The organism is Paenibacillus marinisediminis (assembly GCF_054343325.1).
The window spans coordinates 150,427-176,767 of record NZ_JBTGUH010000007.1; the positions used below are offsets into that span (position 1 = coordinate 150,427).

General features: G+C 46.1%; 20 protein-coding genes. 19 read left to right on the forward strand and 1 reads right to left on the reverse strand.

Annotated features, from left to right (window positions below):
- The first annotated feature begins 348 nt into the window (after positions 1-348).
- From adhE to ACXX53_RS16510, 19 genes are all read left to right on the forward strand, one after another.
- On the forward strand, positions 349-2,970 hold the full coding sequence (gene adhE, locus ACXX53_RS16420) for a bifunctional acetaldehyde-CoA/alcohol dehydrogenase (RefSeq protein WP_458569745.1): 2,622 nt from the start codon (positions 349-351) through the stop codon (positions 2,968-2,970).
- 346 nt (positions 2,971-3,316) lie between these two features.
- Complete coding sequence (gene pflB / locus ACXX53_RS16425) at positions 3,317-5,584, forward strand: formate C-acetyltransferase (RefSeq protein ID WP_458569746.1); 2,268 nt, start codon at positions 3,317-3,319, stop codon at positions 5,582-5,584.
- Positions 5,585-5,766: 182 nt separating this feature from the next.
- Positions 5,767-6,516, forward strand: coding sequence for a pyruvate formate-lyase-activating protein (gene pflA / locus ACXX53_RS16430; RefSeq protein WP_458569832.1), 750 nt, complete (start codon positions 5,767-5,769; stop codon positions 6,514-6,516).
- A 304-nt stretch (positions 6,517-6,820) separates the two neighbouring features.
- On the forward strand, positions 6,821-8,446 hold the full coding sequence (gene nagZ, locus ACXX53_RS16435) for a beta-N-acetylhexosaminidase (protein ID WP_458569747.1): 1,626 nt from the start codon (positions 6,821-6,823) through the stop codon (positions 8,444-8,446).
- Positions 8,447-8,737: 291 nt separating this feature from the next.
- Entirely contained in the window at positions 8,738-10,936 is a 2,199-nt protein-coding gene (locus ACXX53_RS16440; protein WP_458569748.1) for a stalk domain-containing protein, read from the forward strand.
- 478 nt (positions 10,937-11,414) lie between these two features.
- The gene (locus tag ACXX53_RS16445) at positions 11,415-12,086 is read left to right on the forward strand and encodes a YidC/Oxa1 family membrane protein insertase (RefSeq protein WP_458569749.1); all 672 of its coding nucleotides are present in this window, start codon (positions 11,415-11,417) and stop codon (positions 12,084-12,086) included.
- Between the two features lie 123 nt (positions 12,087-12,209).
- Positions 12,210-12,659: a Fur family transcriptional regulator gene (locus ACXX53_RS16450; protein ID WP_458569750.1), complete on the forward strand. Its 450-nt coding sequence runs from the start codon at positions 12,210-12,212 to the stop codon at positions 12,657-12,659.
- Positions 12,660-12,721: 62 nt separating this feature from the next.
- Entirely contained in the window at positions 12,722-12,988 is a 267-nt protein-coding gene (gene yidD, locus ACXX53_RS16455) for a membrane protein insertion efficiency factor YidD (RefSeq protein ID WP_458569833.1), read from the forward strand.
- Between the two features lie 503 nt (positions 12,989-13,491).
- Complete coding sequence (gene metG / locus ACXX53_RS16460) at positions 13,492-15,486, forward strand: methionine--tRNA ligase (protein ID WP_458569751.1); 1,995 nt, start codon at positions 13,492-13,494, stop codon at positions 15,484-15,486.
- Between the two features lie 193 nt (positions 15,487-15,679).
- The gene (locus ACXX53_RS16465) at positions 15,680-16,249 is read left to right on the forward strand and encodes a GNAT family N-acetyltransferase (RefSeq protein WP_458569752.1); all 570 of its coding nucleotides are present in this window, start codon (positions 15,680-15,682) and stop codon (positions 16,247-16,249) included.
- A gap of 180 nt (positions 16,250-16,429) precedes the next feature.
- A complete protein-coding gene (locus ACXX53_RS16470) occupies positions 16,430-17,392 on the forward strand; it encodes a metal ABC transporter substrate-binding protein (protein WP_458569753.1) in 963 nt (320 codons plus the stop codon).
- Between the two features lie 38 nt (positions 17,393-17,430).
- The gene (locus tag ACXX53_RS16475; RefSeq protein WP_458569754.1) at positions 17,431-18,177 is read left to right on the forward strand and encodes a metal ABC transporter ATP-binding protein; all 747 of its coding nucleotides are present in this window, start codon (positions 17,431-17,433) and stop codon (positions 18,175-18,177) included.
- 11 nt (positions 18,178-18,188) lie between these two features.
- Entirely contained in the window at positions 18,189-18,998 is an 810-nt protein-coding gene (locus ACXX53_RS16480) for a metal ABC transporter permease (protein ID WP_458569755.1), read from the forward strand.
- A gap of 36 nt (positions 18,999-19,034) precedes the next feature.
- Positions 19,035-19,754, forward strand: a complete 720-nt coding sequence (locus ACXX53_RS16485) for a cytochrome c biogenesis CcdA family protein (RefSeq protein ID WP_458569834.1) — start codon at positions 19,035-19,037, stop codon at positions 19,752-19,754.
- 224 nt (positions 19,755-19,978) lie between these two features.
- Positions 19,979-21,118 carry an LptM family lipoprotein gene (locus tag ACXX53_RS16490; protein WP_458569756.1) on the forward strand — a complete coding sequence of 380 codons (1,140 nt, stop codon included), beginning with the start codon at positions 19,979-19,981 and terminating at the stop codon, positions 21,116-21,118.
- Between the two features lie 425 nt (positions 21,119-21,543).
- Entirely contained in the window at positions 21,544-22,638 is a 1,095-nt protein-coding gene (locus ACXX53_RS16495) for an FAD:protein FMN transferase (RefSeq protein WP_458569835.1), read from the forward strand.
- A 138-nt stretch (positions 22,639-22,776) separates the two neighbouring features.
- Entirely contained in the window at positions 22,777-23,202 is a 426-nt protein-coding gene (gene mntR, locus ACXX53_RS16500) for a transcriptional regulator MntR (protein WP_458569757.1), read from the forward strand.
- Positions 23,203-23,303: 101 nt separating this feature from the next.
- Positions 23,304-24,899, forward strand: coding sequence for a family 10 glycosylhydrolase (locus ACXX53_RS16505; protein ID WP_458569758.1), 1,596 nt, complete (start codon positions 23,304-23,306; stop codon positions 24,897-24,899).
- Positions 24,900-24,982: 83 nt separating this feature from the next.
- Positions 24,983-25,951 (forward strand): patatin-like phospholipase family protein, encoded by a 969-nt coding sequence (locus ACXX53_RS16510; protein ID WP_458569759.1) that lies wholly within the window; start codon positions 24,983-24,985, stop codon positions 25,949-25,951.
- Between the two features lie 67 nt (positions 25,952-26,018).
- Here the strand turns inward: ACXX53_RS16510 and ACXX53_RS16515 are convergent, their stop codons facing one another.
- Entirely contained in the window at positions 26,019-26,330 is a 312-nt protein-coding gene (locus ACXX53_RS16515) for a hypothetical protein (protein ID WP_458569760.1), read from the reverse strand.
- Positions 26,331-26,341: the final 11 nt, after the last annotated feature.

Sequence of the window (26,341 nt, forward strand, 5' to 3'; positions counted from 1 at the left end):
ATTGTTAAAATAAGTTTGTACCCCTGATTGATGAATTACACCTTGTTCTTTTTACAATAGAATACATCTTATGGGTAGTGGCATAATGAGATGAATGGATGATGCTTCTTCATTCTTATTATACCAATTTCGGCATGAAAGCGCATGCATTTTGAATATTTTAAAAAAATGATGTTATTCATGAAATTACGTGAAAAATATCACATACCTCAATGTTGCAATCGTATATGATTACATTGTGAAAACAATCACAAAACAAATAACTTTAACACACACATATAGATGGATGTTTTTAAAGAAGAAGTACAATTGGTGTTGAAGTTAAAGTAATTTATATGGAGGCGGAGAATGATGGCGAAGACCGAAGTGAAACCAACTGTAGAAAACAAAGAGAATCAAGTTGCTGCACACATTCAACAGCTCATTGACAACGCAAAGAAAGCTCAAGAAGAATTCATGAATATGAATCAAGAGCAGATCGACACGATTGTACAACAAATGGCGCTTGCTGGACTTGATAAGCACATGTATCTGGCTAAAGCAGCAGTTGAAGAAACGAAGCGCGGTGTTTACGAAGATAAGATCACGAAGAACATCTTTGCTACCGAGTATATTTATCACAACATTAAATATAGCAAAACGGTTGGCGTAATCGATGAAAATGACTTTGATAACTGCATCCAGATCGCTGAGCCGGTAGGTATCGTAATGGGTATTACACCAGTTACGAACCCAACTTCTACAACTATGTTCAAATCGCTTATTTCCATCAAGACACGCAATCCGATTATCTTTGGCTTCCATCCATCAGCACAGTTCAGCAGCTCGGAAGCAGCACGCATTCTGCGTGAAGCAGCAATCAAGTACGGCGCTCCAGAACATTGTATCCAATGGATCGAGATTCCATCCATGGAAGCGACCAATGAATTGATGAATCACCCTGACGTTGCTTTGATCCTGGCAACAGGCGGTGCTGGAATGGTTAAGGCAGCATACAGCTGTGGTAAACCAGCTCTCGGCGTAGGCCCAGGTAACGTTCCATGCTTCATTGAGAAGAGCGCGAAGATCGACCAAGCTGTAACAGACTTGATCCTTTCCAAAACATTTGACAATGGTATGATCTGTGCTTCTGAGCAATCTGTCATTATTGAAGAGCCGATCTACAACGAAGTGAAAAAATTGATGCAGCAAAACGGCTGCTACTTTACCAATAAAGAAGAAACAGCTAAACTGCAAGGTCTTGCCATGAAATCGGGCACTTGCGCAGTAAACCCAACAATCGTTGGTCAACCTGCAGTGAAGATTGCTGAGCTTGCAGGCTTGAAGGTTCCAGCAGATACGAAGATCCTAGTTGCTGAGATTGATGGAGTAGGGCCAAACTACCCATTGTCTGCTGAGAAATTGAGCCCGATCCTTGCCTGCTACAAAGCTAAAAATGCGGACGCTGGTATTGAGCTCGCAGTTGAAATCGTACAATTCGGCGGTATGGGTCACTCTTCGGTTATCCACTCCCGCAATGATGAAATTATTAAAAAATTCGGTGATCGATTGCAAACAGGACGGATCCTGGTTAACTCTCCATCCACTCATGGTGCGATCGGCGACATTTACAATACGAATATTCCATCTCTGACACTTGGATGTGGATCTTATGGACGCAACTCCACATCCAACAACGTAACATCTGTCAATCTCATTAACGTGAAACGGGTGGCGAAGCGTACTGTGAATATGCAATGGTTCAAAGTTCCTAACAAAATTTATTTTGAAAAAGGCGCTACACAATACTTGGAAAAAATGCCTGACATCAATCGCGTCATGATCGTTACTGACCCTATGATGATGAAGCTCGGCTACGTTCAAAAATTGGAGCATTACTTGCTGAAACGCCGCAATCCAGTTCAAATCGAGATCTTCTACGATGTTGAGCCAGATCCGTCCACTAGCACAGTGAATCGCGGTACTGATATGATGAACCGATTCAAACCAGACTGCATCATTGCACTGGGCGGCGGTTCTCCAATGGATGCTGCAAAAGCAATGTGGCTGTTCTACGAATACCCAGATACAGACTTCAATAACTTGAAGCAGAAGTTCATGGATATTCGCAAACGGACTTATAAATATCCTGTACTTGGTCAAAAAGCGAAATTTGTTGCGATTCCAACAACTTCGGGTACAGGTTCTGAGGTAACATCGTTCGCCGTAATTACAGATAAGGAAAATGGTCATACTAAGTATCCGCTGGCTGATTATCAATTGACTCCAGATGTGGCGATCATTGATCCAGAGTTCGTATACAGCTTGCCGCGCGTAGCAGTTGCAGATACAGGTATGGACGTGTTGACTCATGCGATTGAAGCATACGTATCTGTTATGGCTAGCGATTATTCCGATGCGCTTGCGATCAAGGCGATCCAATTGGTTTATGAAAACCTGGTTAAATCAGCTAACGAAGCAGATCCAGTCGCTCGTGAGAAGATGCACAACGCTTCGACGCTCGCTGGTATGGCATTTGCGAACGCGTTCCTTGGCATTAACCATAGCTTGGCGCACAAATGGGGCGCTCAATACGGTACGCCTCATGGACGTACGAATGCGATCCTGCTGCCGCACGTAATCCGTTATAACGCGAAGAAGCCAACGAAGTTTGCTTCCTTCCCTAAATACGATCATTTCGTAGCAGATAAGCGCTATGCGGAAATTGCACGCATCCTTGGATTACCATGCCGCACGACTGAAGAAGGCGTGAAGAGCTTGATCGAAGCGGTACGTGACTTGAACCGTCAGCTTGGCTTGCCGCAAACATTCCAAGAGATCGGCTTCGACGCGAAGGAATTCGAAGCAGGCGTTGACAGCTTGGCTGACCGCGCATTCGAAGACCAATGTACAACGGCTAATCCGAAGATGCCGCTTGTAACAGAGCTTGCAGAAGTATACCGTGATGCTTTCTACGGTCGCTTTGAGTAAGAATTGCTAATGGATTCATCCACCTCTTTGATATAGCGATTGGCAGCAGACATCATGTCTGCTGCCCTTTTTTAACATAATGGGTGATGGAAAATATTCCACTTTTCTAGGTTTGAGATTAATTTCACAAAATTGAGACATTTCGTGTGATGTAAAGCATGCTTGAGCTGTTTCATTGTGATTTTCATCACATTGTATAGCGATTGTTAAGAGTACAATAGTGTCATAGCAAGGAAATGCTGCGGCAGACATGGAAGAACGAAGCTAATTGATGCAGTTGCGTTCCTTGTGAATAGAGGTTAGATTTAAACTATAGATAGAAAACCTACTTAACGGAGGGATTTCGATGTCGGTATTAGAAAAGAACACTACAGAAACAGAAGTTAAAAACCCATGGCGCGGTTTTAAAGCAGGCAAATGGCAAAGACATGTTAATGTCGCTGATTTTATCGATCACAACATTAACCCGTACTACGGGGACGACAAGTTCTTGGCAGGCGCAACTCAAGATACAAAAGACCTATGGGCAATCGTTAGCCAGCTTTCCAAAGAAGAGCGTGAGCGCGGCGGCGTTTGGGATGTTGATGTAAATACACCATCCACGATCATTTCCCACAAACCTGGTTACTTGGATCAAAGCAAAGAGAAAATCGTCGGTGTTCAAACTGATGCTCCTTTCCGTCGTTCTTTGCAACCATTTGGCGGTATCCGCATGATGATCGACGCTTGTAAGGCATATGGCTTCGAAGTTCCGGAAGAAATCATAGATACATTCACACATATTCGCAAAACGCATAACCAAGGCGTATTCGATGCTTATACATCTGATATGCGCGCTGCTCGCAAAGCGGGTATCATCACAGGCTTGCCAGATGCTTATGGCCGCGGCCGTATCATCGGTGACTATCGTCGTACCGCATTGTACGGTGTCGATTACCTGATTAACGAGAAGAAGCAAGTTCTGAAAGATCTTGAAGTTGCAGAATTGCTTGAAGATGTCATTCGTGACCGCGAAGAAATCAATGAGCAAATTCGTTCATTGCAAGAACTGAAGAAAATGGCTGAAATGCACGGCTTCGATATTTCCAAGCCAGCAACAAATGCGAAAGAAGCATTCCAATTCGTATACTTCGGATACCTTGCAGCAGTTAAAGAGCAAAACGGTGCAGCAATGTCCCTTGGCCGCGTATCGTCCTTCTTGGATATCTACGTTGAGCGCGACTTGAAAGAAGGTACATTGACTGAAGAGCAAGCTCAAGAATTGGCTGACCACTTCGTTATGAAGCTTCGTATCGTTAAGTTCTTGCGTACACCTGAATACAACCAATTGTTCTCTGGTGACCCAACTTGGGTAACAGAATCCATCGGTGGTATGCAATTGAACGGCAAGACTCGCGTAACGAAGAACAGCTTCCGTTTCTTGCACACACTGTACAACCTTGGACCAGCTCCAGAGCCTAACTTGACTGTATTGTGGTCAGAGCAACTGCCAGAAGCATTCAAGAAGTTCTGTGCGAAGGTATCCATCGAAACTTCTGCAGTTCAATACGAGAACGACGATCTGATGCGTCCGATCTACGGTGACGACTACGGTATCGCTTGCTGCGTATCCGCAATGCGCATCGGTAAGCAAATGCAATTCTTCGGCGCTCGTGCGAACTTGGCAAAATGCTTGCTGTATGCAATCAACGGCGGTGTAGACGAGAAATCCGGCGCTCAAGTTGGTCCTAAGTATCGTCCAATTACGTCTGAAGTTCTGGACTACAAAGAAGTAATGGAAAGCTTCACAAACATGATGGAATGGCTTGCTCAATTGTACATGAACACATTGAACGTCATTCACTACATGCATGATAAATACTCTTATGAGCGCATTGAAATGGCTCTGCATGATAAAGAAATTCTGCGCACAATGGCATGCGGTATCGCAGGTCTGTCCGTAGTAGCTGACTCCTTGTCCGCAATCAAATACGCTAAAGTTAAACCGATCCGTAACGAACAAGGTATCGCAGTTGACTTCGAAGTTGAAGGCGAGTTCCCTTGCTACGGTAACAACGACGATCGTGTTGACAGCATCGCTGTTGAACTCGTTGAGAAGTTCATGACGATGATTCGCAAGCATAAAGCTTACCGCAATGCATTGCCAACTCAATCGATTCTGACTATCACTTCGAACGTTGTATACGGTAAGAAGACAGGTACTACTCCTGATGGTCGTAAAGCTGGCGAGCCGTTTGCACCAGGTGCGAACCCAATGCATGGACGCGATAAGAAAGGTGCTCTTGCATCCCTTAGCTCTGTAGCTAAGCTTCCATACGATTACAGCTTGGACGGTATCTCCAACACGTTCTCTATCGTGCCTAAAGCACTTGGTAAAGAACTGGATAGCCGCCAATCCAACCTGGTATCGATGATGGATGGATACTTTGGCCAAGGCGCTCATCATCTGAACGTTAACGTGTTTGATCGTGAGCAGCTCCTTGACGCTATGGATCACCCAGAGAACTACCCGCAATTGACGATCCGTGTATCCGGTTATGCGGTTAACTTCATCAAGCTGACTCGTGAACAGCAAATGGATGTTATCCATCGTACATTCCACGGTTCGATGTAATAAAAATGCTGATGAGTCTGCCGCGCATACATGCAGGTAGATGGTACGGAGCATTCTAATTAGAAAGGGCGCTGTCGATCCGAATAAACGTTCCGCCAGGTCGTTTGTTTGGCTCATAGCGCTCTTTCTGTTCTATTCTTGTATAATAAGCGGTATAGGTTAGACAGAAGGGAAATGTGATAATGATGATGGGACGCATTCATTCCGTAGAAACATTCGGTACCGTTGATGGACCTGGTATTCGCTTTATCTTGTTCATGCAAGGCTGCGCTCTTAAGTGCCAGTACTGTCATAATCGAGACACTTGGAGCTTATCTGATACTGACGGCAAGGGAATGTCAATTGACGAAGTGCTCGCGGAGATCGAGCCTTACCTTAGCTACTATCGCACTTCCGGCGGCGGTCTAACGGTATCCGGCGGTGAGCCAACATTGCAGGCGGAATTCGTGACGGAGCTGTTCAAGCAAGTTAAGGAGCGATGGAACCTTCATACGACTCTGGATACGAACGGCTTCAATGAAGTATCGAAGCTTGAAGAGCTGTATAACAACGCAGATCTGGTTCTCCTCGACATCAAGCATATTGATAATGAAAAGCATCAAGAACTGGTCGGAGTTCCTAACCTGCGCACGTTGGAAACGGCACGCTGGCTGTCTGACCACGGCAAGAAGATGTGGATTCGTCACGTCTTCGTACCGACGAAGTGCGATGACGAGCAGGATCTGTTGAACCTTGGACGATTTATTGGTACGCTCAAAGGCGTAGAAAAGTTTGAACTGCTTCCGTACCACCAGATGGGCATCTACAAATGGGCTGAGCTTGGCGAGCAGTATCCGTTGGAAGGTGTTCCTTCACCGACTGAAGAGGAAGTTGAGCGTGCGAAGCGCTTGATCGAACAAGGACGCCGAGAAACTGAAGCTTCAGTGAAATAATTGAATTGTATATTCGATGCAGTCTGAAAAGGCCTACCCATGATTATTGGGTTGGCCTTTTTGAGCAATTGCATAGGAGAAGATGATGATTAATGTTATAATGGGCTTTCGTCCGGTATTCGGGTAATTTCAAGATTGATGAAGAATATCGATTCGATAAGCTCGTTTATGCACGACTTTACGAAGGACTTGTGGAACGTCGGGCGAAGGCGATCCAGAAGGCATCATTTAGGGGGCAAGAAGGTACAAGTCGATTCTATGATATGCGATCACATGAATACGATAGAGTTAGGATGGGTTGAACATGGATCGAACGAAGATGTCATTGGAACACAAGATAGGGCAAATGGTGATGGCAGGCTTTGCAACACCATACATTTCCAAGGAAATAGAAACTTTAATCGAGCAGTATCATGTGGGCGGAATTATCTATTTCCGTCGAAATGTGGAGAATCCGCATCAAGTTGCGAAGCTGTCTCTAGACCTTCAGCAGCAGGCAGCGAAGCAAAGCGATATCCCGCTCTTCATATGCATTGACCAAGAAGGCGGCATGGTTGCTCGCATTGATTGGGACTCGGTAACCTTAATCCCAGGCAATATGGCGATAGGAGCCGCTCGTGATACGGATCTTGCATATGAAGCGGCGCGCATATGCGGCGACGAACTGTTGAAGATGGGCATCAATATGAACTTCGCTCCAAGTGTGGATGTGAACAATAACGCGAAGAACCCCGTTATTGGTGTGCGTTCCTACGGTGAGAATCCGGAGCTGGTAGCTGAGCTCGGTGCTGCGCAAATACGGGGGCTTCAGAAGGCAAACGTAAGTGCAGCTGCCAAGCATTTTCCTGGACACGGTGATACAGCAGTCGACTCTCACCATGGGTTAGCTTCAGTGCCGCATGACGAGGAGAGATTGATGTCGGTTGAGCTGGTGCCGTTCATACGAGCGATTGAGCAGGGCGTAGATATGATTATGACTGCGCATGTGATGTTCCCTGCGTTTGAGCCAGATTCAGTTCCAGCAACGCTGTCCCGCCGCGTGATCACGGACCTTCTGCGCACACGTTTAGGCTACGATGGCGTCATCGTGACGGATTGTCTCGAGATGCATGCGATCTCGAAGGAATATGGAATCGCGGAAGGAGCAGTTATGGCAGTTGAAGCAGGGGCGGACCTCGTGCTGATCAGCCATACGTTTAGCGAACAGGTAGCGGCGATTCAAGCGTTAGTAGAAGCGGTACGCAGCGGACGAATTGATGAAGCGCAGATTGATGCTTCAGTAGATCGCTTATTGGCGTTGAAGGAGAAGCGCAATATGCATGCGCTTCCTGTCATTACGGAGTCGTTCGAAGATCAATTCGGGACAACGTCTTCGAAGGAAACGGTTCGCGAGATCTGCGAGCGCAGCATCACCTTGGTGAAGGATGATGGCAATCTTCCGCTCCAGAATACGCGTACGCTTGTTATTTGGCCGGAAGTGCGCGTTCACACAGAGGTAGATGAACCGATCGTGCAGTCGTATACCGTTGCAACTGCTTTGGCGGAAACGATGACCGAAGTCGAGGAGTACCGAATAGGTACTAGTCCAACTGAAGAAGAAGTAGAAACTGCTATACAGCTAGGCAGACAGTTTGATCAGGTTGTAATCGTCACTTACAATGCGGTATCAGAGCTGCATGAGGGTCAAGTGAAGATCGTGAAAGAGTTGAGCAAGCTGCAAGGACATAAACGCATCGTTGTAGCTTCGACACGCAACCCCTATGAGCTGAATCAGTTCCCGGATGTGAAGACTTATCTGTGCTGTTATGAGAACCGTCCTGCGACGATGGCTGCGCTTGCCAAGGTACTGACCGGAACTATTACTGCACAAGGTAAGCTTCCTGTAACGTTAAATGACCAATTTCGTTATGGCTGCGGATTGAAAATATAGTCGAAAAGCAGTTCGTTTCTACTATACCCGCATGCTGGTCATGCGGGTTGTTGTCATAAGTAGAACAAGCATCAAAATTAATATAGTTATAAATGAGCAACTTTTCTTAGTTTCGAACGTCTATTTATATGTCCAGATGAACAGAGGGGACAGAAGTCCTATAGCGTTTGTTCGTTTATGATAGGCCATTTTGATATGAACTATCACATAGGGATACATAACAGATGATGTCATAAACAGATGAAATCACAAAAAAGATGAAGTCAGAAACAGATGGATGGGAGACAAACAATGAATAAGAATCAATTCTGGAAGCGGTTGTTAATCAGTGGTTTAGCAGCCATCCAATGCTTTGCATTCGTACCTGCTGCAATGGCACAGCCGGATCACAGCTCGGATCAAAGTTCAGTGCAGAACGTTCAACAGAACGCGAATACAGTGGAAAAGACGGCTCTTGATCAAGAGCAGACCTCACAAGAGGAGCCGAAATCGGAACCAACAGATAATGTAGGAGAGCAAGTCCAAGGCGTTGGGAATGGCTCCCCAAGCGACGCTAAGCCAGAGTCGATTAGCAATGGAACTGCAATATCTGATATTGACACCAGCAAATATGGTGACGACGTTCTGGTTATATTGGCTAATAGCGACATTATGATTCATAACAATGTACAGTACAAAGCTCCAGAACCAATTACGGTGAAGAATGGAGTATCCTATGTATCCTTGCGTACGCTGACGGATCGATTTGGATTCAAGCTTACCTTTGACAATAAGACCAAAGAATCCATTATTTCGAGCGGAGGGCGCGAGCTGCGCTATAAGATTGGCACAGATACATATCTCGTCGATAACGTTCCAACGAAGATGAGCGGTGCATCTTATTTGCAGAACAACACGTTTATGGTGCCTTTGACATCAGCGTTGAAGGCGTTCGATATGCCATATTATTGGGAGAATTCAACGAAACGTATTATAGTGCAAATGAGCAGCGCGCCTGTAGCTAAGTTCTCGGTCGTACCAAAAGAAATATTCGCTAATGAAACGGAAGTGACCGTGAAGAATGAGTCCTACCATCCTCGCGGTTTGACCATCGTAGATGTTGAGTGGACTGGCTTGGAATCCTATTATTCAGATCCTGGAGTTCATACGGTGACACTTCGCGTTATGGACGAGAAGGGTGTTTGGAGTAAGCCATACAGCGTGAATATAACCGTATTGAAGCCGAATGAAGCACCAGTAGCGGCGTTTACGACTGATAAAGAAGAGTATAAGATGGGTGAGCTCATCACGTACAACGACCTCAGTACAGATGATGAGAATGCTATCGTCAAACGTGAATGGTTTAACAATAAGCCGGCATTCTTTGAACCAGGTGAATATACGATCACGCTTCGTGTAACCGATAAGCATGGCGCAAGCAACGAGGTCTTGAAGAAGATTACGATTACCAATGAAACGTTATATACGATAGATGAGTTCTATCTGGTATACACCAACGTAGGAGATGAATATCCGTTTGTAGGCAGCTCTATTGCCAACATGAAGGTGATTGATCCGGAGATGCGTCATCTGCAGCGTACGCTGTATCGTTCAAACAGTCCGGAATCCGTTGTCAAAGACGGCATCCTGTATCAAGACAAGATCGCCGGCAAGACTCGTGTATTGATGCACCATAAGAATGCAACGAATCGCGACATGAAGCTGTACGTCATCGCTAAAAATATTTCGGATGAAAATGCAGTCGTACGAGTGGAGCACACTGGGATAGCAGGACCGAACCCGTACCCACAGCAAACAGGCAAGATGGCGGCTGTTCGATACTTTGAGTCCTACCGTGGCAATAGAGCCATGTATGAAAAAGTGTTGAAGCCAGGTGAGTCGACGATACTGGTTCCAGAACTCAGCAATATACCGTTGAAGCCAGGTCAAATCTATACGATGTATGCAGACTTCGACAGTGATAACAACCTTCAGTATCAGATTGTAGCTTTAGATGCGAACAAGGATATCTGGAAATCCATTCCAACGCTGCCGAAGCTAGATTCGGACGGTACCCATATCCGTGGAACATTTAACAACGCAGACCGCAGCTTCGTCGTTAATGATCTGGTAGGCGATACTGCATCGCGTTTAGTATTTGCTGATAATAAGATCGACACATACATTAAAGGCTGGGACACAATGAACGGCGATAACCGTGTCAATGCCGGCAACTATGGTGTTTTGTATCACATAGAGCTCAATCGGGTAGCACCTAACACCTTAATCTCGTTTAATGCTCGCGGTGGTTCTTATTCCGGCGCCTTGTTGGTTAACGGGCAGACGGTTCAAACACCAAACAACGGTTTGTTAAACACCTCGAATGAGGCAAGTGTCGTCTATCGTACAGGTGACCGTGAAGAAAAAGTCGACATCTGGTTTACACCAGCAGCTGGCAGCAGCATGCCGGTCAATCTGATCTTTACTCCATTGCCTAAGAAGCACTCATAATATCTATTATTTATCAGTAAATTAGAGTGATATCATCCTTTATTACTTATAGCGCAATTCAAAGACGTCCATATTTAATGTGGGCGTCTTTGTTATATATTTCATGTGTGAAACCAAACAGCATATAGGGCGTAATACCGATACGTAATGGATTAATACTACGTTGACGAAAGGCAGGTGCGTGACTTGGAACAGTTTGATCTATCGATGATATTTATGATCATCAGTTTGTCAGGCTTGTTGATCGGCTATTGGTTCGCTGTACCGCCGCAGCATACTCGCCTGCATTATTCAGAATCTCTTATCCAAGGCATATGTCGAACGACAAACGATTATACTGCTCATCCGATTAGAGATTTCATTCGTCATATTCGTCAAAAGATTATCCCGCGCTCCGGCAAAGGGGCTCAGGAAGAAGATCATTCCCAGACTTTGCGTGAATATCACTATACACAGACATGCAAAGGGGATTTGATAAATGCTTCAACCAATTATAGAAGTACTACACCAGATTATTCAATGGTGCTACGCATGGACAGGAGATTGGGCAATCTCGATCATCTTGCTGACTTTACTGGTGCGACTCGCACTGTTTTTCCTTAATCTGAAGCTGGCGAGAACGCAGCTGAAGCAAGTTCAGATGCGTCCTGAACTAGATCTTATTCGCTCGAAGTACAGTGAAAATAAAGAGAAGCTGATGCAAGAAACATCGAAGCTGTACAAGCATTATGGCGTAGGAGGTTCAATGTGGCTTTCGCTCCTTCAGATGCCTATCTTCTTTAGCTTATATCATCTCTTCTCACAATACGGTGCGAGTATGTCATCGGACTTGTTGCCTTGGATTCAGTCGTTTTCGCAGCCAGACCCGACGCACATTATGCCGACATTGTACGCGATATGTTCGTTCACGGTGATGATGTTGCCGATCGTTCCACAGAATAATCAAACTGGCACGCTTCTTAAACGAATCGGATTACCGCTGGCATTCACCTTGTTTATGCTGACTATATTTTGGCAGTATCCAGTGGCGCTTTGCATATACTATACGTTTAATGCATTCTGCAACATTGGTGAACGTATATTCTATCGAACAGTTATGGGGAATCGATTGTTGAACAAAGGTATGCCTGAACCAATCTTTCAAGCTTAATATAGAATCGAAGGGCCATTTCCGCAGCTGGAAATGGCTCTTTCACTATATTAGAAAGCTAACTGCTAATAGGTTTGACAAGGAGAAACGGATGAAGCATTATTAAGAGAGGAGGGATAAATCATGCTGAATGCCGAAGAAATGCTGAATAAGATGTCTGAACAAGGGCTGCGCATCACGGATCAGCGGCGTACGCTGGCCAAGCTGTTTGCGGACACGGACGGATTCTTATCCCCCAAGGATGTATATGAGTACATGGGTAAACGTTACTCGGGACTCAGTTTCGATACGGTCTATCGCAATTTGCGGGTGATGCATGACTTAGGGGTGCTCGAGCAGATCGTGTTCGAAGACGGTATGAAGTTCCGCTGCCATTGTAAAGAGGATGATCATCATCATCACTTGATATGCCTGCAATGCGAGAAGACGTACCCGATTCATTTCTGTCCGATGCCGTTGACTGAAGTGCCGGCGCGCTTTCATGTTGTGAAGCATAAGTACGAGCTGTTCGGCTACTGTGAAGGCTGCAGAGCTGATGAAGATATAGAGACGAGAGGCGACGCATCTACATGACCGATCATGACGGAAATGTTGTACATGGCGACAGCGGATTCGAAAGTGAACAGAAGCAAGCTGTGAAGCGCAAGTCTGTTGGTGCTAGAGTGGTCAAGGTCCCGATCCATTTTTATCGAAAATGTATTTCACCGTTAACGCCGCCTTCCTGCCGCTTCTATCCGACTTGCTCTGCCTACGCTCTTGAGGCAATCGATGTCCACGGCCCGTTGAAGGGAAGCTGGCTGGCTATGAAGCGCATAGCGCGCTGTCATCCTTTCAGCGCTGGCGGTATTGACTATGTACCACCGCGCAAAGACAAGGGGAAGGGATCACATCAAGGCAGCTGAGACATACAGCCGGGGTGCAATGTCCTTGACATGTGAACAACGAATGCGATATATTAATCATACTTAACTGTAGATAGTCATGTCCAATGACAGGATGAGTACTTAGCGAAATCGTTGCAGAGAGCCGGAGCTGCTGTGAACCGGTACGATGATGCTGTGGAAGATGGTCCTTGAGGAACTGGCTGTGAGCGAAGGCGATGCACAATGCTCGCATGCGTAAGCAGTCGGCGGTTTATTCCCGTTATCGAATCAGAGACTGCATACATAGCTGTGCAGACACAATGAAGCTATTGGGCTGCTGCATATTTCGGATACGAAGTTGAGCTGAGTTCAATGGAAAATTGGGTGGTACCGCGTGAGTAACAACTCTCGTCCCAAACGGACGGGGGTTTTTTTGTGTGTTTTGAAGCTTGCGGGGCATCCTGTATGTTGGTGATGTGAGCAGTTGAGCGAGCTTCGGAGTATGACTTGAGTAAGGTTCATTATTGAAGGAGGAATAGAGTATGGTTAAGCAAGATAAGACGTACTACATTACAACGCCCATCTATTATCCAAGCGCGAAGCTGCATATCGGGCATGCGTATACAACGGTGGCTGGAGATGCGATGGCTCGCTATAAGCGGCTGCGTGGCTATGACGTACACTACTTGACTGGTACGGATGAGCATGGACAGAAGATCGAGCGCAAGGCGCAGGAAGCAGGCAAGACTCCGCAGCAATTCGTGGATGACATTGTGTCGGGAATTAAAGATCTGTGGTCGAAGCTGGACATCTCTTATGATGACTTCATCCGTACGACAGAGGATCGCCATAAGAAGGTCGTGGAACAGATCTTCGATCAGCTTGTGCAGCAAGGCGATATCTACAAAGGCGAATATGAAGGCTGGTACTGTACACCGTGCGAATCGTTCTTTACGGAGCGCCAGCTTGATAATGGACGCTGCCCTGACTGCGGAGGCGCGGTGGAGCTCGTGAAGGAAGAAAGCTATTTCTTCCGTATGAGCAAGTACGCGGATCAATTGTTGGAGTTCTACGAGAACAACCCAGAATTCATACAGCCTGAATCGCGTAAAAATGAAATGATCAACAATTTCATCAAGCCTGGTCTGGAAGATCTCGCGGTGTCTCGTACATCGTTCGAGTGGGGCGTCAAGGTCAAGGGAGATCCTAAGCACGTTGTGTATGTATGGATCGATGCTTTGTCGAACTACATCACGGCGCTTGGCTACGGCACAGAGCAATCCGAGCTGTACAATAAATTCTGGCCGGCAGATGTTCACCTTGTAGGTAAAGAGATTATTCGTTTCCATACTATATACTGGCCTATCATGTTGATGGCGTTGAAGCTGCCGTTGCCTAAGAAAGTATTCGGTCACGGCTGGCTGCTGATGAAGGACGGCAAGATGTCCAAGTCCAAGGGCAATGTGGTGGATCCGGTTATGCTGATCGATCGCTACGGCTTGGATGCGCTGCGCTACTATTTGCTGCGTGAAGTGCCTTTCGGATCTGACGGCACCTTTACGCCAGAGAGCTTCGTTGAGCGCGTCAACTATGATCTGGCTAACGATCTCGGCAACCTGCTGAATCGTACGGTTGCGATGATCGATAAGTACTTTGACGGCACCATTCCTGCTTATGCAGGTCGTGTGACGGAATTCGACAGCGTGCTCGAGCAGTTTGCTGCGCAAACAGTGGAGCGAGTCGAAGAATCCATGGAGAAGATGGAGTTCTCTGTAGCACTGACGGCAATCTGGCAGTTGATCAGCCGTTCGAACAAATATATCGACGAGACGCAGCCATGGGGTCTGGCCAAGGATGAAGCGAAGCGCGATGAGCTTGCTTCGGTTATGAATCACTTGGCGGAGAGCCTGCGTATCGTCTCGATTCTCATTCAGCCGTTCCTGACTCAAACTCCTGCCAAGATTCGTGAACAGCTTGGCTTGGCGGAAGGTGAAGGAACGGCATGGGATGCGGCGCGCGTATTCGGCGCTATTCCTGCAGGCACGAAGGTAGTGAAGGGAAGCCCGATCTTCCCGCGCCTTGAAGTGGAACCAGAAGTGGCTGCTATCGTAGAAGGAATGGGCGGTGCCGCTGCTCAGCTGGAGCAGGCTGCTCCAGCACCGACACCAGCACCAGCAGCTTCTGCAGCACCAGAAGAAGCTCCAGAATCGCTGCCGGAGATCGGCATTGACGATTTCGCGAAGGTGGAGCTGCGAGTTGCTCAAGTTAAGCATGCGGAGCCAGTACCGAAGGCTGATAAGCTGCTCAAGCTTCAGCTCGACCTAGGCTATGAAGTACGCCAAGTCGTATCGGGCATTGCGCAGTACTATAAGCCTGAAGAGCTCGTTGGCCGCAAGGTGATCTGCGTGACGAACCTGAAGCCGGTTAAGCTGCGCGGCGTTATGTCGCAAGGCATGGTGCTTGCCGCTTCGAAGGACGGCCAATTGACATTGGCTACTGTTCCGGACAGCATGCCGAATGGTGCTCAAGTTAAATAATCGCTGCATCTGTAACTAATCAGGGCTGTCTCTCAGACATGAATTATGACTGAGGGGCAGCCCTGTATTGGTAGCCGAGCTAAACCAAAGGAGACTTCCACTATTAATGAATTATTACCAATAATAGAAAGCGGACTCTGTTATCATGAATAATGATAAGGAGAATACGAGAACAGTTAATAGGGGGGGAGAAATGGAAGCGCTCAGGATTGAATGCAAGGATGTCATTTTACGTGAGTATCGTGTTGAAGATTTAGATGATCTACACGCACTGACTTGGCAGCCAGAAATATATGACTATTTACCTGGATGGAACGTACCTAAGGAGATCCGTGAAGACTGGTTGATCAACTATGAGTTAAAGGAAAACCAGCTGTTTTTCAACGCTGTTGCGGCTGATGGAAACGTGGAGGAGCTTCGGTTGCGATTAGGAGTCGTTTTGAAGGAAACGGGCCAGTTCATCGGCTGGTGCTGTTCGGGCATGAAGGAGGAGCTGCCGAATCCGAACCGAGAGATTATGTATGCGATATCGAAGGATCATCGTGGCAAAGGGTATGGAACTCAAGCTGCTAAGGGAATGGTTGCGTATTTATTTGAACATACCAATGTCAAGTTGCTGAACGCGATCGCTCTGGTTACGAACATGCCATCCAATAGAGTGATTCAGCATTGCGGTTTCCAATTCCACAGTAGGATGGAGATTGACAACGAAAGCTACAATACTTATTTGCTTCACAAGCATGAATGGGAACATCATAGCTAGTGAGTGAGCCATAAGTAATGAAGACACAGCGTTTGAGGTATTGCGCCGCAAGCTGCTGTGTTTTTGTGTTCAGTATGAAATGAAAACCCTCTTCAAATGCTATAAGTACTATACTTGACAGGTGAAATGCTCCTGTTTATAATCTTAATAGTAATTATTACGAAATAAGGGATTGAAGAAATGAAGATCATACACAAGAGCAAGGGGCTTCTTGCCGTTCTGACCGTACTGATGACGATGATGACATTTCTGGCGGGCTGCGGCACAAGTCAACAAGCCCAGCTGATTGAGGATAAAGTTAATGTTGTTACTACATTCTACCCGTTATACTTTCTCACGCAGCAGATTGGGGGAGATGCAGTTAATGTGATCAATCTGATCCCGACTGGTGTTGAGCCTCATGATTGGACTCCTAAGAGCAAGGATCTGCAGAATGCTTCTAATGCGCAGCTGCTCATATACCAGGGAGCTGGCTTCGAAGGCTGGTTTGAGGACTTTAAGAAAGGCCTTGAAGCTGACTCACAGGTACAGATCGTGGAAGCAAGCAAGGGTGTGAAGCTGATCTCCACAGCTGAGGAGGATCATGATCACGAAGCGTCAGGAGATGGGCACGATCATGGCAACATCGACCCACACACTTGGGTCAGTCCGAAGTCGGCGCTCGTTATGGCGGAGAATGTGAAGAATGCTCTGATTCAAGTTGATCCATCGCATCAAGCTGACTTTGAGAAGCGCTATGAAGCGCTGCATGCTCAGCTGGTAGATCTGGATCAGAAGTATGAGCGGGAGTTAAGCAATGTGAAGCATCGTGACATCGTGGTATCACATCAGGCATTCGGTTATCTGGCGCGCGACTACAACCTGACGCAGCATGCCTTGATGGGAATTTCCGCTGATTCTGAGCCTAGAGCGCAGGACATCGTGGAATTGACGAAGCTCGTGAAGGAGAAAGATCTGAAGTACGTATTCTTCGAGGAGCTTGTGTCCGACGAGATGGCGAATATGATCGCTTCGGAAGCGGGAGTAGAGACACTTGTGCTGAATCCGTTGGAAGGATTGACGACAGAGCAAGAACAGAATGGCGACAACTATATAACTCTGATGGAACGCAACTTGAACAACTTGTTGTTGGCGTTACAATAGGAGCAGGAAAGCTCCAAGTAAGGAAGTGAATACAGGAAATGAAACAGACAGGGGGCTGTCATCAGCCCGTCATCACCATTGATCACGTGAGTTATCGATACGCTGATCAGATTGTGTTCGACGATGTTAATTTCGAAGTACAGGAACGCGACTTCGTTGGCTTGATCGGATCGAATGGAGCAGGGAAGACGACCTTGCTGCGGCTTATTGTCGGTCTGCTTAAGCCGACCAGCGGTGAAATTCGACTGTTCGGGACCCCGATACAGCAATTTCGGGATTGGCACCGCATCGGGTATGTACCGCAGAAGAACAGCTTTAATCCGCTGTTCCCCGCAACGGTACTGGAAGTGGTGCAATCCGGGATGTACAATCGCAGAAATCTGTTTCGCCGTTTATCCAAGGAGGATAAGGCGAAGTGCTTGGATGCGATGAAAGTCATGCGAGTGGATGATCTGGCCCAGAAGCGAATCGGAGAGCTGTCCGGTGGACAGCAGCAGCGCGTATTTCTAGCGCGTGCTATGGTGAACAAGCCGGAGCTGCTCATTCTAGATGAGCCGACGGTAGGGATTGATGCTGAGACGCAGAAAGACTTCTTCAAGCTGCTGCAGCATCTGCATGAACACCATCAGATGACCTTTGTCATGGTGTCTCATGACTTGGAGATGGTGCGCGCATGGCTGGGGGAGACACCCGCTGCAACCTGCGGCAAGCTGAATTTCCATTGCAAGCACTCGCATGAAGCGGCTTGTGTCGAGCCCGATCTTACACACGGCGTGATGATGTAGAGGAGCGTATCATGATAGTAGATATTTTAAATTCAGGTTTCTTTCAACGGGCTCTCATCGGCGGTTTGCTTATCGGAATAACCGGCCCATTAATGGGAATATTTCTCGTGCTTCGCCGATTATCGATGATCGGAGATACGCTTTCCCATGTCGCGATCGCGGGCGTGGCGCTTGGCTTTTTGATCGGCGTATATCCGCTTGGCGTGGGTATGGTATTTGCACTGATTGGAGCAGTAGCCATTGAAAAGCTTCGTAAAACGTATAAGACCTATGCCGAGCTGTCGATCGCTGTCATTATGTCTGGCGGTATCGCTTTGGCATCTCTGTTCTTTTCATTAGGCAAGAACTTTAACACGAACGTAACCAGTTACTTATTCGGAAGCATCTATACCTTAAATACAACCGACTTGTTCGTCGTAGGCGGGGTTACGGCTATTGTTATCGTCTTTATGGCGCTGTTCAAGAAGGAAATGTTCCTGCTGACATTTGACGAGGATGCGGCAGCTGTAAATGGTCTGCCTGTTAAGTGGCTAAATCTAGCCTTAACGGTGTTAACAGCTCTCGTAATCAGTGCGGCTATCAAGATTGTGGGCGCGTTGCTTGTTTCTGCGCTGCTTACGATTCCAGTGGCGACGAGCTTAATTGTCGCTAGAAGCTTCAAAAAAGCGATTATCATCTCGGTACTTGTATCAGAATTATCGGTTATCTTCGGGCTATTAGTAGCAGGGATATGGAACTTGGCTCCAGGCGCTACGATCGTGTTGACATTGATCGGGGTCTTAATCGTGACGTTACTTGTACGGCGAGGATTTAAAGGTTAAACTATCCATATATACTATTGTATGGAGGCATACTAGATTATGAGCGTTACAATATGGATAGCATTGCTGGCGGGGATGGTTTCATTCATCACTCCGTGCTGTTTGCCGCTGTATCCCTCCTATCTATCTGTCATTACAGGGATGTCAGTTAATCAATTAAAGCAAGATAGAACGAAGCGAGAAGTAAGAATGAAGATCATGTCTCATACTTTCTTTTTTATACTAGGCTTTAGCGTTGTGTTCTATACGTTGGGACTTACCGCAAGTGCTTTCGGTTCGTTGCTTATTCAGTATCGTGATATCGTGCGACAAGTATCAGCCATTCTTATCATACTGATGGGTCTGCTCTTGCTGGGGATCTTTAAACCGCAGTTGCTCATGCGGGAACGGAAGCTGGAGATAACGGGGAAGAGGGGAAGCTACTTCGGATCATTTCTATTCGGTATCGGTTTCTCAGCAGGCTGGTCTCCATGTGTTGGACCGATTTTGGGCTTCATTCTTACTTTGGCCGCACAGGATCCGGGATCATGGTTCCGTTTATCAACTGCTTACGCAATTGGCTTCGCGATTCCATTCTTTGTATTGGCATTCTTTATCGGCTCTACCCGCTGGCTGATCAAATACTCTGAGCCTATGATGAAGGTTGGGGGAGTGTTGATGATTATCATGGGGATACTGCTGTTTACCGATCAATTGACCCAGATCAACAGCTGGCTGCAAGGCATTACGCCATCATGGCTCTATAAATTAACCTAGTTTCATAGAGATGGACCTCGCACGTATTCATACGTTGCTGCAGGTCCATTTTTGCATTTCATATTCACATGGTAAATATGCTAAATATAGCATTTTCATTAAATTGTTCGTATTAAGCAACTTGCGGCTATATTATCCATTTTTGATATTGATTACTTGTATATTATGTGATAGTATTCACTTGCACAAGCAATTAAAACAACAATACATAGGGGGATTTCTTAATGAAGAAAATGTTGTCCATTGTACTAGTTGCATCATTAGCTTTGTCCATGCTTGTAGGTTGCGGTGCTAAGGAAGATAGCAAAGCTCCGGAAACAGATAACACGAAGGTTGAAGACACAAACACTAAAACAGTTGAACCCGCTTCCAAGGAAGCCGCTTCCGATGCTGAAGCAGCTGCTGGAGAAATCGCAAAGATCGGTCTTGGCACAATCACTAGCATCGGCAAGTCCAAGGACAAAGACGGTGACAAAGGCCCAGTAGGACAAGTTGACACTGTTATTGTTGCCGCAGCATTTGATAAAGATGGTAAGGTTGTTAAAGTTGATATCGACAACGCACAAACTAAAGTAGAATATGGCGCTGATCTTCAGGTTTCTACAGATGTAAACAGTGAGCTTAAAACGAAAGTAGAGCTTGGCGATGAATATGGTATGAAAAAAGCTTCTTCCATCGGTAAAGAGTGGTATGAGCAAGCGAAAGCACTCGGCGACTGGATGGTAGGTAAGTCGGTTGATGAAATTAAAGGTATGAAAACAACAAAGCGTGACGATGCTCATCCAGCAGTCCCAGATGAAGCAGATCTGACATCTACAGTAACGGTAACGGTTCAAGACTATATCGCTGCTGTTGAAAAAGCATACAATAACGCGATTGATGTGAAGCCTGGCGGTGAAAAGCTAGGTGTTGGACAATCGATCTCGATTAAAAAGTCCAAAGGACTTAATGGAGATAAAACTCCTGTCGCTCAAGTGGATACAACTATCGTTGTAGGCGCTTTTGATAAGGATGGCAAGGTTGTAGGCACGATTATCGACAATGCCCAAACTAAGGTAGAATTCGATAAAGACGGCAAGGTAACATCTGACAAAGGTGCAGAGTTAAAGACGAAAGTAGAGCTTGGCGACGAATATGGCATGAAAAAAGCTTCTTCCATCGGTAAAGAGTGGTACGAGCAAGCCAAAGCACTTGGCGATTGGATGACAGGCAAGACAGTTGACGAAATTAAAGGGATGAAGACAACACAGCGTGATGACGCTCATCCTTCTGTTCCTGCCGAAGCAGATCTTACTTCTACTGTAACTGTAACTGTACAAGATTACATCGCTGGTATTGACGAAGCTTTCACTAAAGCACAGTAATTATTATCTTTGTTCCTACACCAATAAAAACCGCTTACCTAGTCGATGAGACTGGATCAGCGGTTTTTTGTCCGATAGCACATACGGTGACAGTAAGGCCGATTGACCCGCGCTTGAACGGACACAGGGGTCGCTATTTCATGATTTCGGGGTATTTGTTGAGGACTTGCGGACACAGATGACGCTATTAGCTTCAAAACTAGCACTAAACGGCTTTTTCGGGTCAAATAACGGCTATACGGTCCGCTAGTATGTCGAATTAGTGGTGTTTGCTGTAAATAGCGGCTCGTGTGTCCACTCCCGCCCCCTGTAGATAGCTATTCGATTAGTGAGCCGAAAAACAAGGGGCGTTCCCATTTTGAGACAGCCCTTTTATCTAGATAAGAGATACATGGATGGATTCGGCAGGAGGGAAATACTTGCTTATGAAAGTTAAACGATTAATTATACTATTACTATCCATAACGCTGCTTACCGGGTGTGCGAACACCTCAAAAATAGATTATAGCGACTATCAGAAGTACAGTGACACGATGTTCGATTCTTTCGACACCATCATTCAAGTCGTAGCTTACACGAAGAGCAAAGAAGAGTTCGACCAATATTTCAAGCAAATTCATGATCGATTCATAGAGTTGCATCAGTTGTACGATATCTATAACAACTATGAAGGACTGAACAATCTGAAGACAGTCAACGATCAGGCAGGCATAGAACCCGTCAAGGTTGCGCCCGAGATCATAGATCTGATTCAATTCTGCAAAAAGTGGTACGAAGAAGCGGGTGAGGGAACGAATATCGCTATGGGGACTGTGTTGAATATATGGCAGGACTATCGCGATGTTGGCCTTGCCGATCCAGACCAAGCAAAACTTCCGCCTATGGAAGAGCTGCAAGCCGCTGCCGAGCATATGGACATGAATAAAGTGATAGTGGATGTTGAGAATAGCACTGTATTTCTAGCGGATCCAAACATGAGCTTGAATGTTGGAGCAGTAGCCAAGGGATATGCAACTGAGCTCGTCGCGCAGGAAATGAAGGCCGCTGGCTTGGAATCTGCGATTATTAGCGCTGGAGGCAATGTGCGTACGATTGGACATCCCTATGATGGTGTACGCGAGCGCTGGGGGATTGGCATACAGAATCCAGATAAGCTTACGGTGACAGATGAAGATAATTTGCTGGATACTGTATTCATAGAAGAAGGATCTGTAGTAAGCAGCGGGGACTATCAGCGCTTCTATGAAGTAGATGGCAAACGAATTCATCATCTAATAGATCCTAAGACATTGATGCCGGCAGATTATTACCGCGCTGTGACGATCGTAACCGAGAATTCAGGGCTTGCTGACTTTCTGTCAACCGTCGTATTTCTGATGCCTTACGAGCAGAGCCGCGCATGTATAGACAGCCTGGATGGTGTGGAGGCTTTATGGGTGATGCAGGATGGAACAGTACGAGCAAGCGATGGGATGTGGTCCATGTTGAAGAGCAAAGGTGCTAAATCCACAGTAAAATAGCCTGCGAGAGCAGCTGTTATGTGTTTGTGAAATATTTCCTTTGATAGAAGCTAGGTTGAACTTGAGCCGCAAACCATGTAAACTGGAGAGGTTGAAGTAAAATGTTGATGAATTGTAAGGATGAAATGAGGGAAACTGATGCCTACACCAAGCATGGAAGATTATTTGGAGCGCATCTATAAGCTGATCGATGAGAAAGGATATGCTCGCGTATCCGATATCGCTGAAGGTCTTGAGGTGCATCCGTCTTCCGTTACGAAAATGATTCAGAAGCTTGACAAAGACCAATACTTAATTTATGAAAAGTATCGAGGTCTAGTGTTAACAAGCAAAGGAAAGAAGATTGGGAAGCGATTAGTGGATCGCCATCAGCTTCTGGAGAATTTCCTAACGATTATCGGGGTGCAGGACGAGCACATTTATAAAGATGTAGAAGGTATTGAACATCATCTAAGCGGAGATTCCATTACTTGTATCGAATCGCTGGTTGCATACTTTGAACGTGATCCGGAACGACTCGAAGATTTACGCAAGATTCGCAGTGAATTAGATAATGATTCATAAAACATCTGTTTCTTCCGAAACAGATGTTTTATTTTTTGCGTCTAAGTTTATGAATGGCTCAAAACTAGCAAGAAATACATTTTGAAATGGGAGAGTGAAAGATGCGCAAGATGGGGAAGAAGTGGTTAGCAGCTTGCATGACAATCGTATTCTTGATGACAACGATTGGTTCAGCACAGCCGGCGCTAGCTGAATCAAAATCTACAAAGGATGAAATTCGCATATTTGTGAATAAACAAAGATTGGTGACGGATGTATCGCCTTATATCATTCCGAAGGTGAATGTAACGATGATTCCGTTTCGAGCAATCGGTGATGCGCTCGGAGCAGAAGTGACGTGGGATCAGAAGTTGCAAGAGGTTACGTTCAAGAAGGACGAGACGTTCATTCAGATGAATGTGGGCAAGAATACGGCTATTGTTTCAGGCGAAGCCGTGAAGCTGGATGCCGCTCCGCAGATCAAGGCTAACCGGACCATGGTGCCGCTGCGGTTTGTTGCAGAGAACCTCGGACTGACTGTAACCTGGGATCAATCGACTCGGACGATCAACATGGTAACGAATGGGGAAGAGGCGGCGCAGACCAAAATTAAGGGTGCTTGGGTATCTTCCGTATACAATATTGATTGGCCGAAGGACCCCCGCAAAGGCTTTGACGCTAAGAAGCAACAAGAAGATTACATAGCGCTGCTGGACAATCTGAAAGAGATGGGGCTGAATGCCGTATTTGTACAGATTCGCCCGACAGCAGATTCATTTTATCCTTCTGCCTATTTTCCGTGGTCAGAATGGTTGACAGGCAAGCAAGGAAAGGATCCAGGTTATGATCCGCTAGCCTTCATGATCGAAGAAACACATAAACGAGGCATGCAATTCCATGCATGGTTTAATCCTTATCGTGTAAGTGTCCAGAGTGATATTACGAAGCTGACAGCTGATCATCCAGCACGCAAGCACCCGGATTGGGTGGTAAAGCATAACAACAAGCTCTGGTTTGATCCAGGTGTACCTGCTGTTCGGGAATACATCATCGATTCGATTATGGAAGTAGTTACGAATTACGATATCGACGGCATTCATTTTGATGATTATTTTTATCCTTATGGTCAAGATAGTGAGCCATTCAACGACGATAAGTCCTATGAAAAATATAATAAATCATTCTCTAATAAGGAAGATTGGCGCCGCAACAACGTAAATCAGTTTATTCAGGAGCTGTCAAAGCAAATTAAAGCAGAGAAGCCATATGTTTCATTCGGTGTCAGTCCATTCGGAGTATGGCGCAACTCGAAGGTTGATCCAACAGGTTCTCCAACTAATGCAGGTGTAACCAGTTACGATTCCTTGTATGCGGATGTGCGCACCTGGATTCGCAATGGATGGATCGATTATGTAGCGCCGCAGATCTATTGGCATATTGGACATAAGGACGCAGACTATGCGAAGCTAGTAGACTGGTGGGTGAAGGAAACTGCGGGAACAGGAGTCGATCTGTATATTGGTCATGCAGCGTATAAATTAGCAGATGCAGCGGAGAAGAATTGGACTACCGCAGATGTGCTGATCGATCAATTGAAATATAATGAGCAGTACAGCAATATCGGCGGAGATATATTTTTCAGCGCGAAGGATCTGACTAGCAACACGAAGCAGGTTGCTGATAGACTTCGAGAATACTATAATACAACTGATTATTAAGGACTAACATAAGACACCCCCATCCTCTCATACATAACAGTATGAGGCCTGTGTGAACAGGAGCAGATGGGGGTGTTCATTATATGCACATGAATGCCGTATTCGAAGGAGGGGGAGTACGGGGGATCTCACTTGCTGGTGCGGTAAGAGCGGCTGAACTAGCCGGATTCAGCTTTGGCAGAGTAGCAGGGACGTCATCAGGCTCAATCGTAGCCTCCTTAATCGCAGCAGGCTACACAGCAGAAGAGATGCGGGACATCATTATGCGAACGCCGTTTACATCGTTCCTGAAGCGAGCGCCAATCTTTCAGGTGAAATGGATCGGTCCTGCAGCAAGGCTGCTGATGAAAAAAGGCTTATACTCTGGCGAAGCATTGGAGCATTGGGTTCATGATTTGCTCGCGGCAAAGGGAATAAGAACATTCGGAGATCTGAATCCGGATAAACTTCGCATCATTGCTTCCGATATTACGAACGGCCGATTGTTAGTGCTGCCCGACGATATCAAGCAATATGGAATCGAGCCCCGCAATCTGCGAATTAGCAAGGCCGTGCGGATGAGCACGAGCATTCCGTACTTTTTCGATCCAGTGATGATTCGCGATGCTCCAGTGAAAGGTGTGCGAAAACAGTTCAAGAAGCAGTTTTCGTATGTTGTGGATGGAGGGATGTTGAGCAACTTTCCGTTATGGTTGTTCGAACATGACCAGGATCCGCGCACGAAACGTGTTGTGCCTACGATTGGGTTTCAGATGGTTGGTAGACAGGAAAACCAGCCGCGTCAGATCAATGGAGTCATCTCTATGCTGCAGGCAATGGTGGAGACGATGATGTCCGCTCATGATCAGCGTTATATAGAGAAGCACAATATATATCGAACCATTAAGATTCCGACATTGGGAGTAGGCGTAACAGAATTCGATATTACGAAGGATCGAAGCCTTGCCTTGTATGCATCTGGTCTTGCGGCTGGAACTGAATATTTTAAAAAGTGGAACTTCAGTAGTTATGAGACTTACTATGGAACCTATATTACGAAGACCAAGATATGAGCTGACCATCTATTCAAAAGAGGCTCACACATCCGATCTGAACGGTGGATGTGTGAGCCTCATTCTGTTATTTGCTCTTCTCTTTAGACTTGCTGCCTTCGATTAAACGGAGATCGGCAGAGGAACGGGGGCGTTCCGTCTTGCGCGGCGGATGATTCGATCCAGACTTCATGGCTCTTACCTTTGCTTCAGTCTTCGCCGACTTCTTAATCTTCGGCTTAACAGGTCCGCGCTTCGGACCGAACTTGTATGCCGCAAATATGATTGCGATCAATACAATAGGTATCAACAAGGTGTATGGATCGCTTGTGATCCAAGTTATGAGTCCAATTCCAGCGAGCAGCAGCAATACGAGCAAAGGCCATGATGGACGTCTCATCGATTATCCGC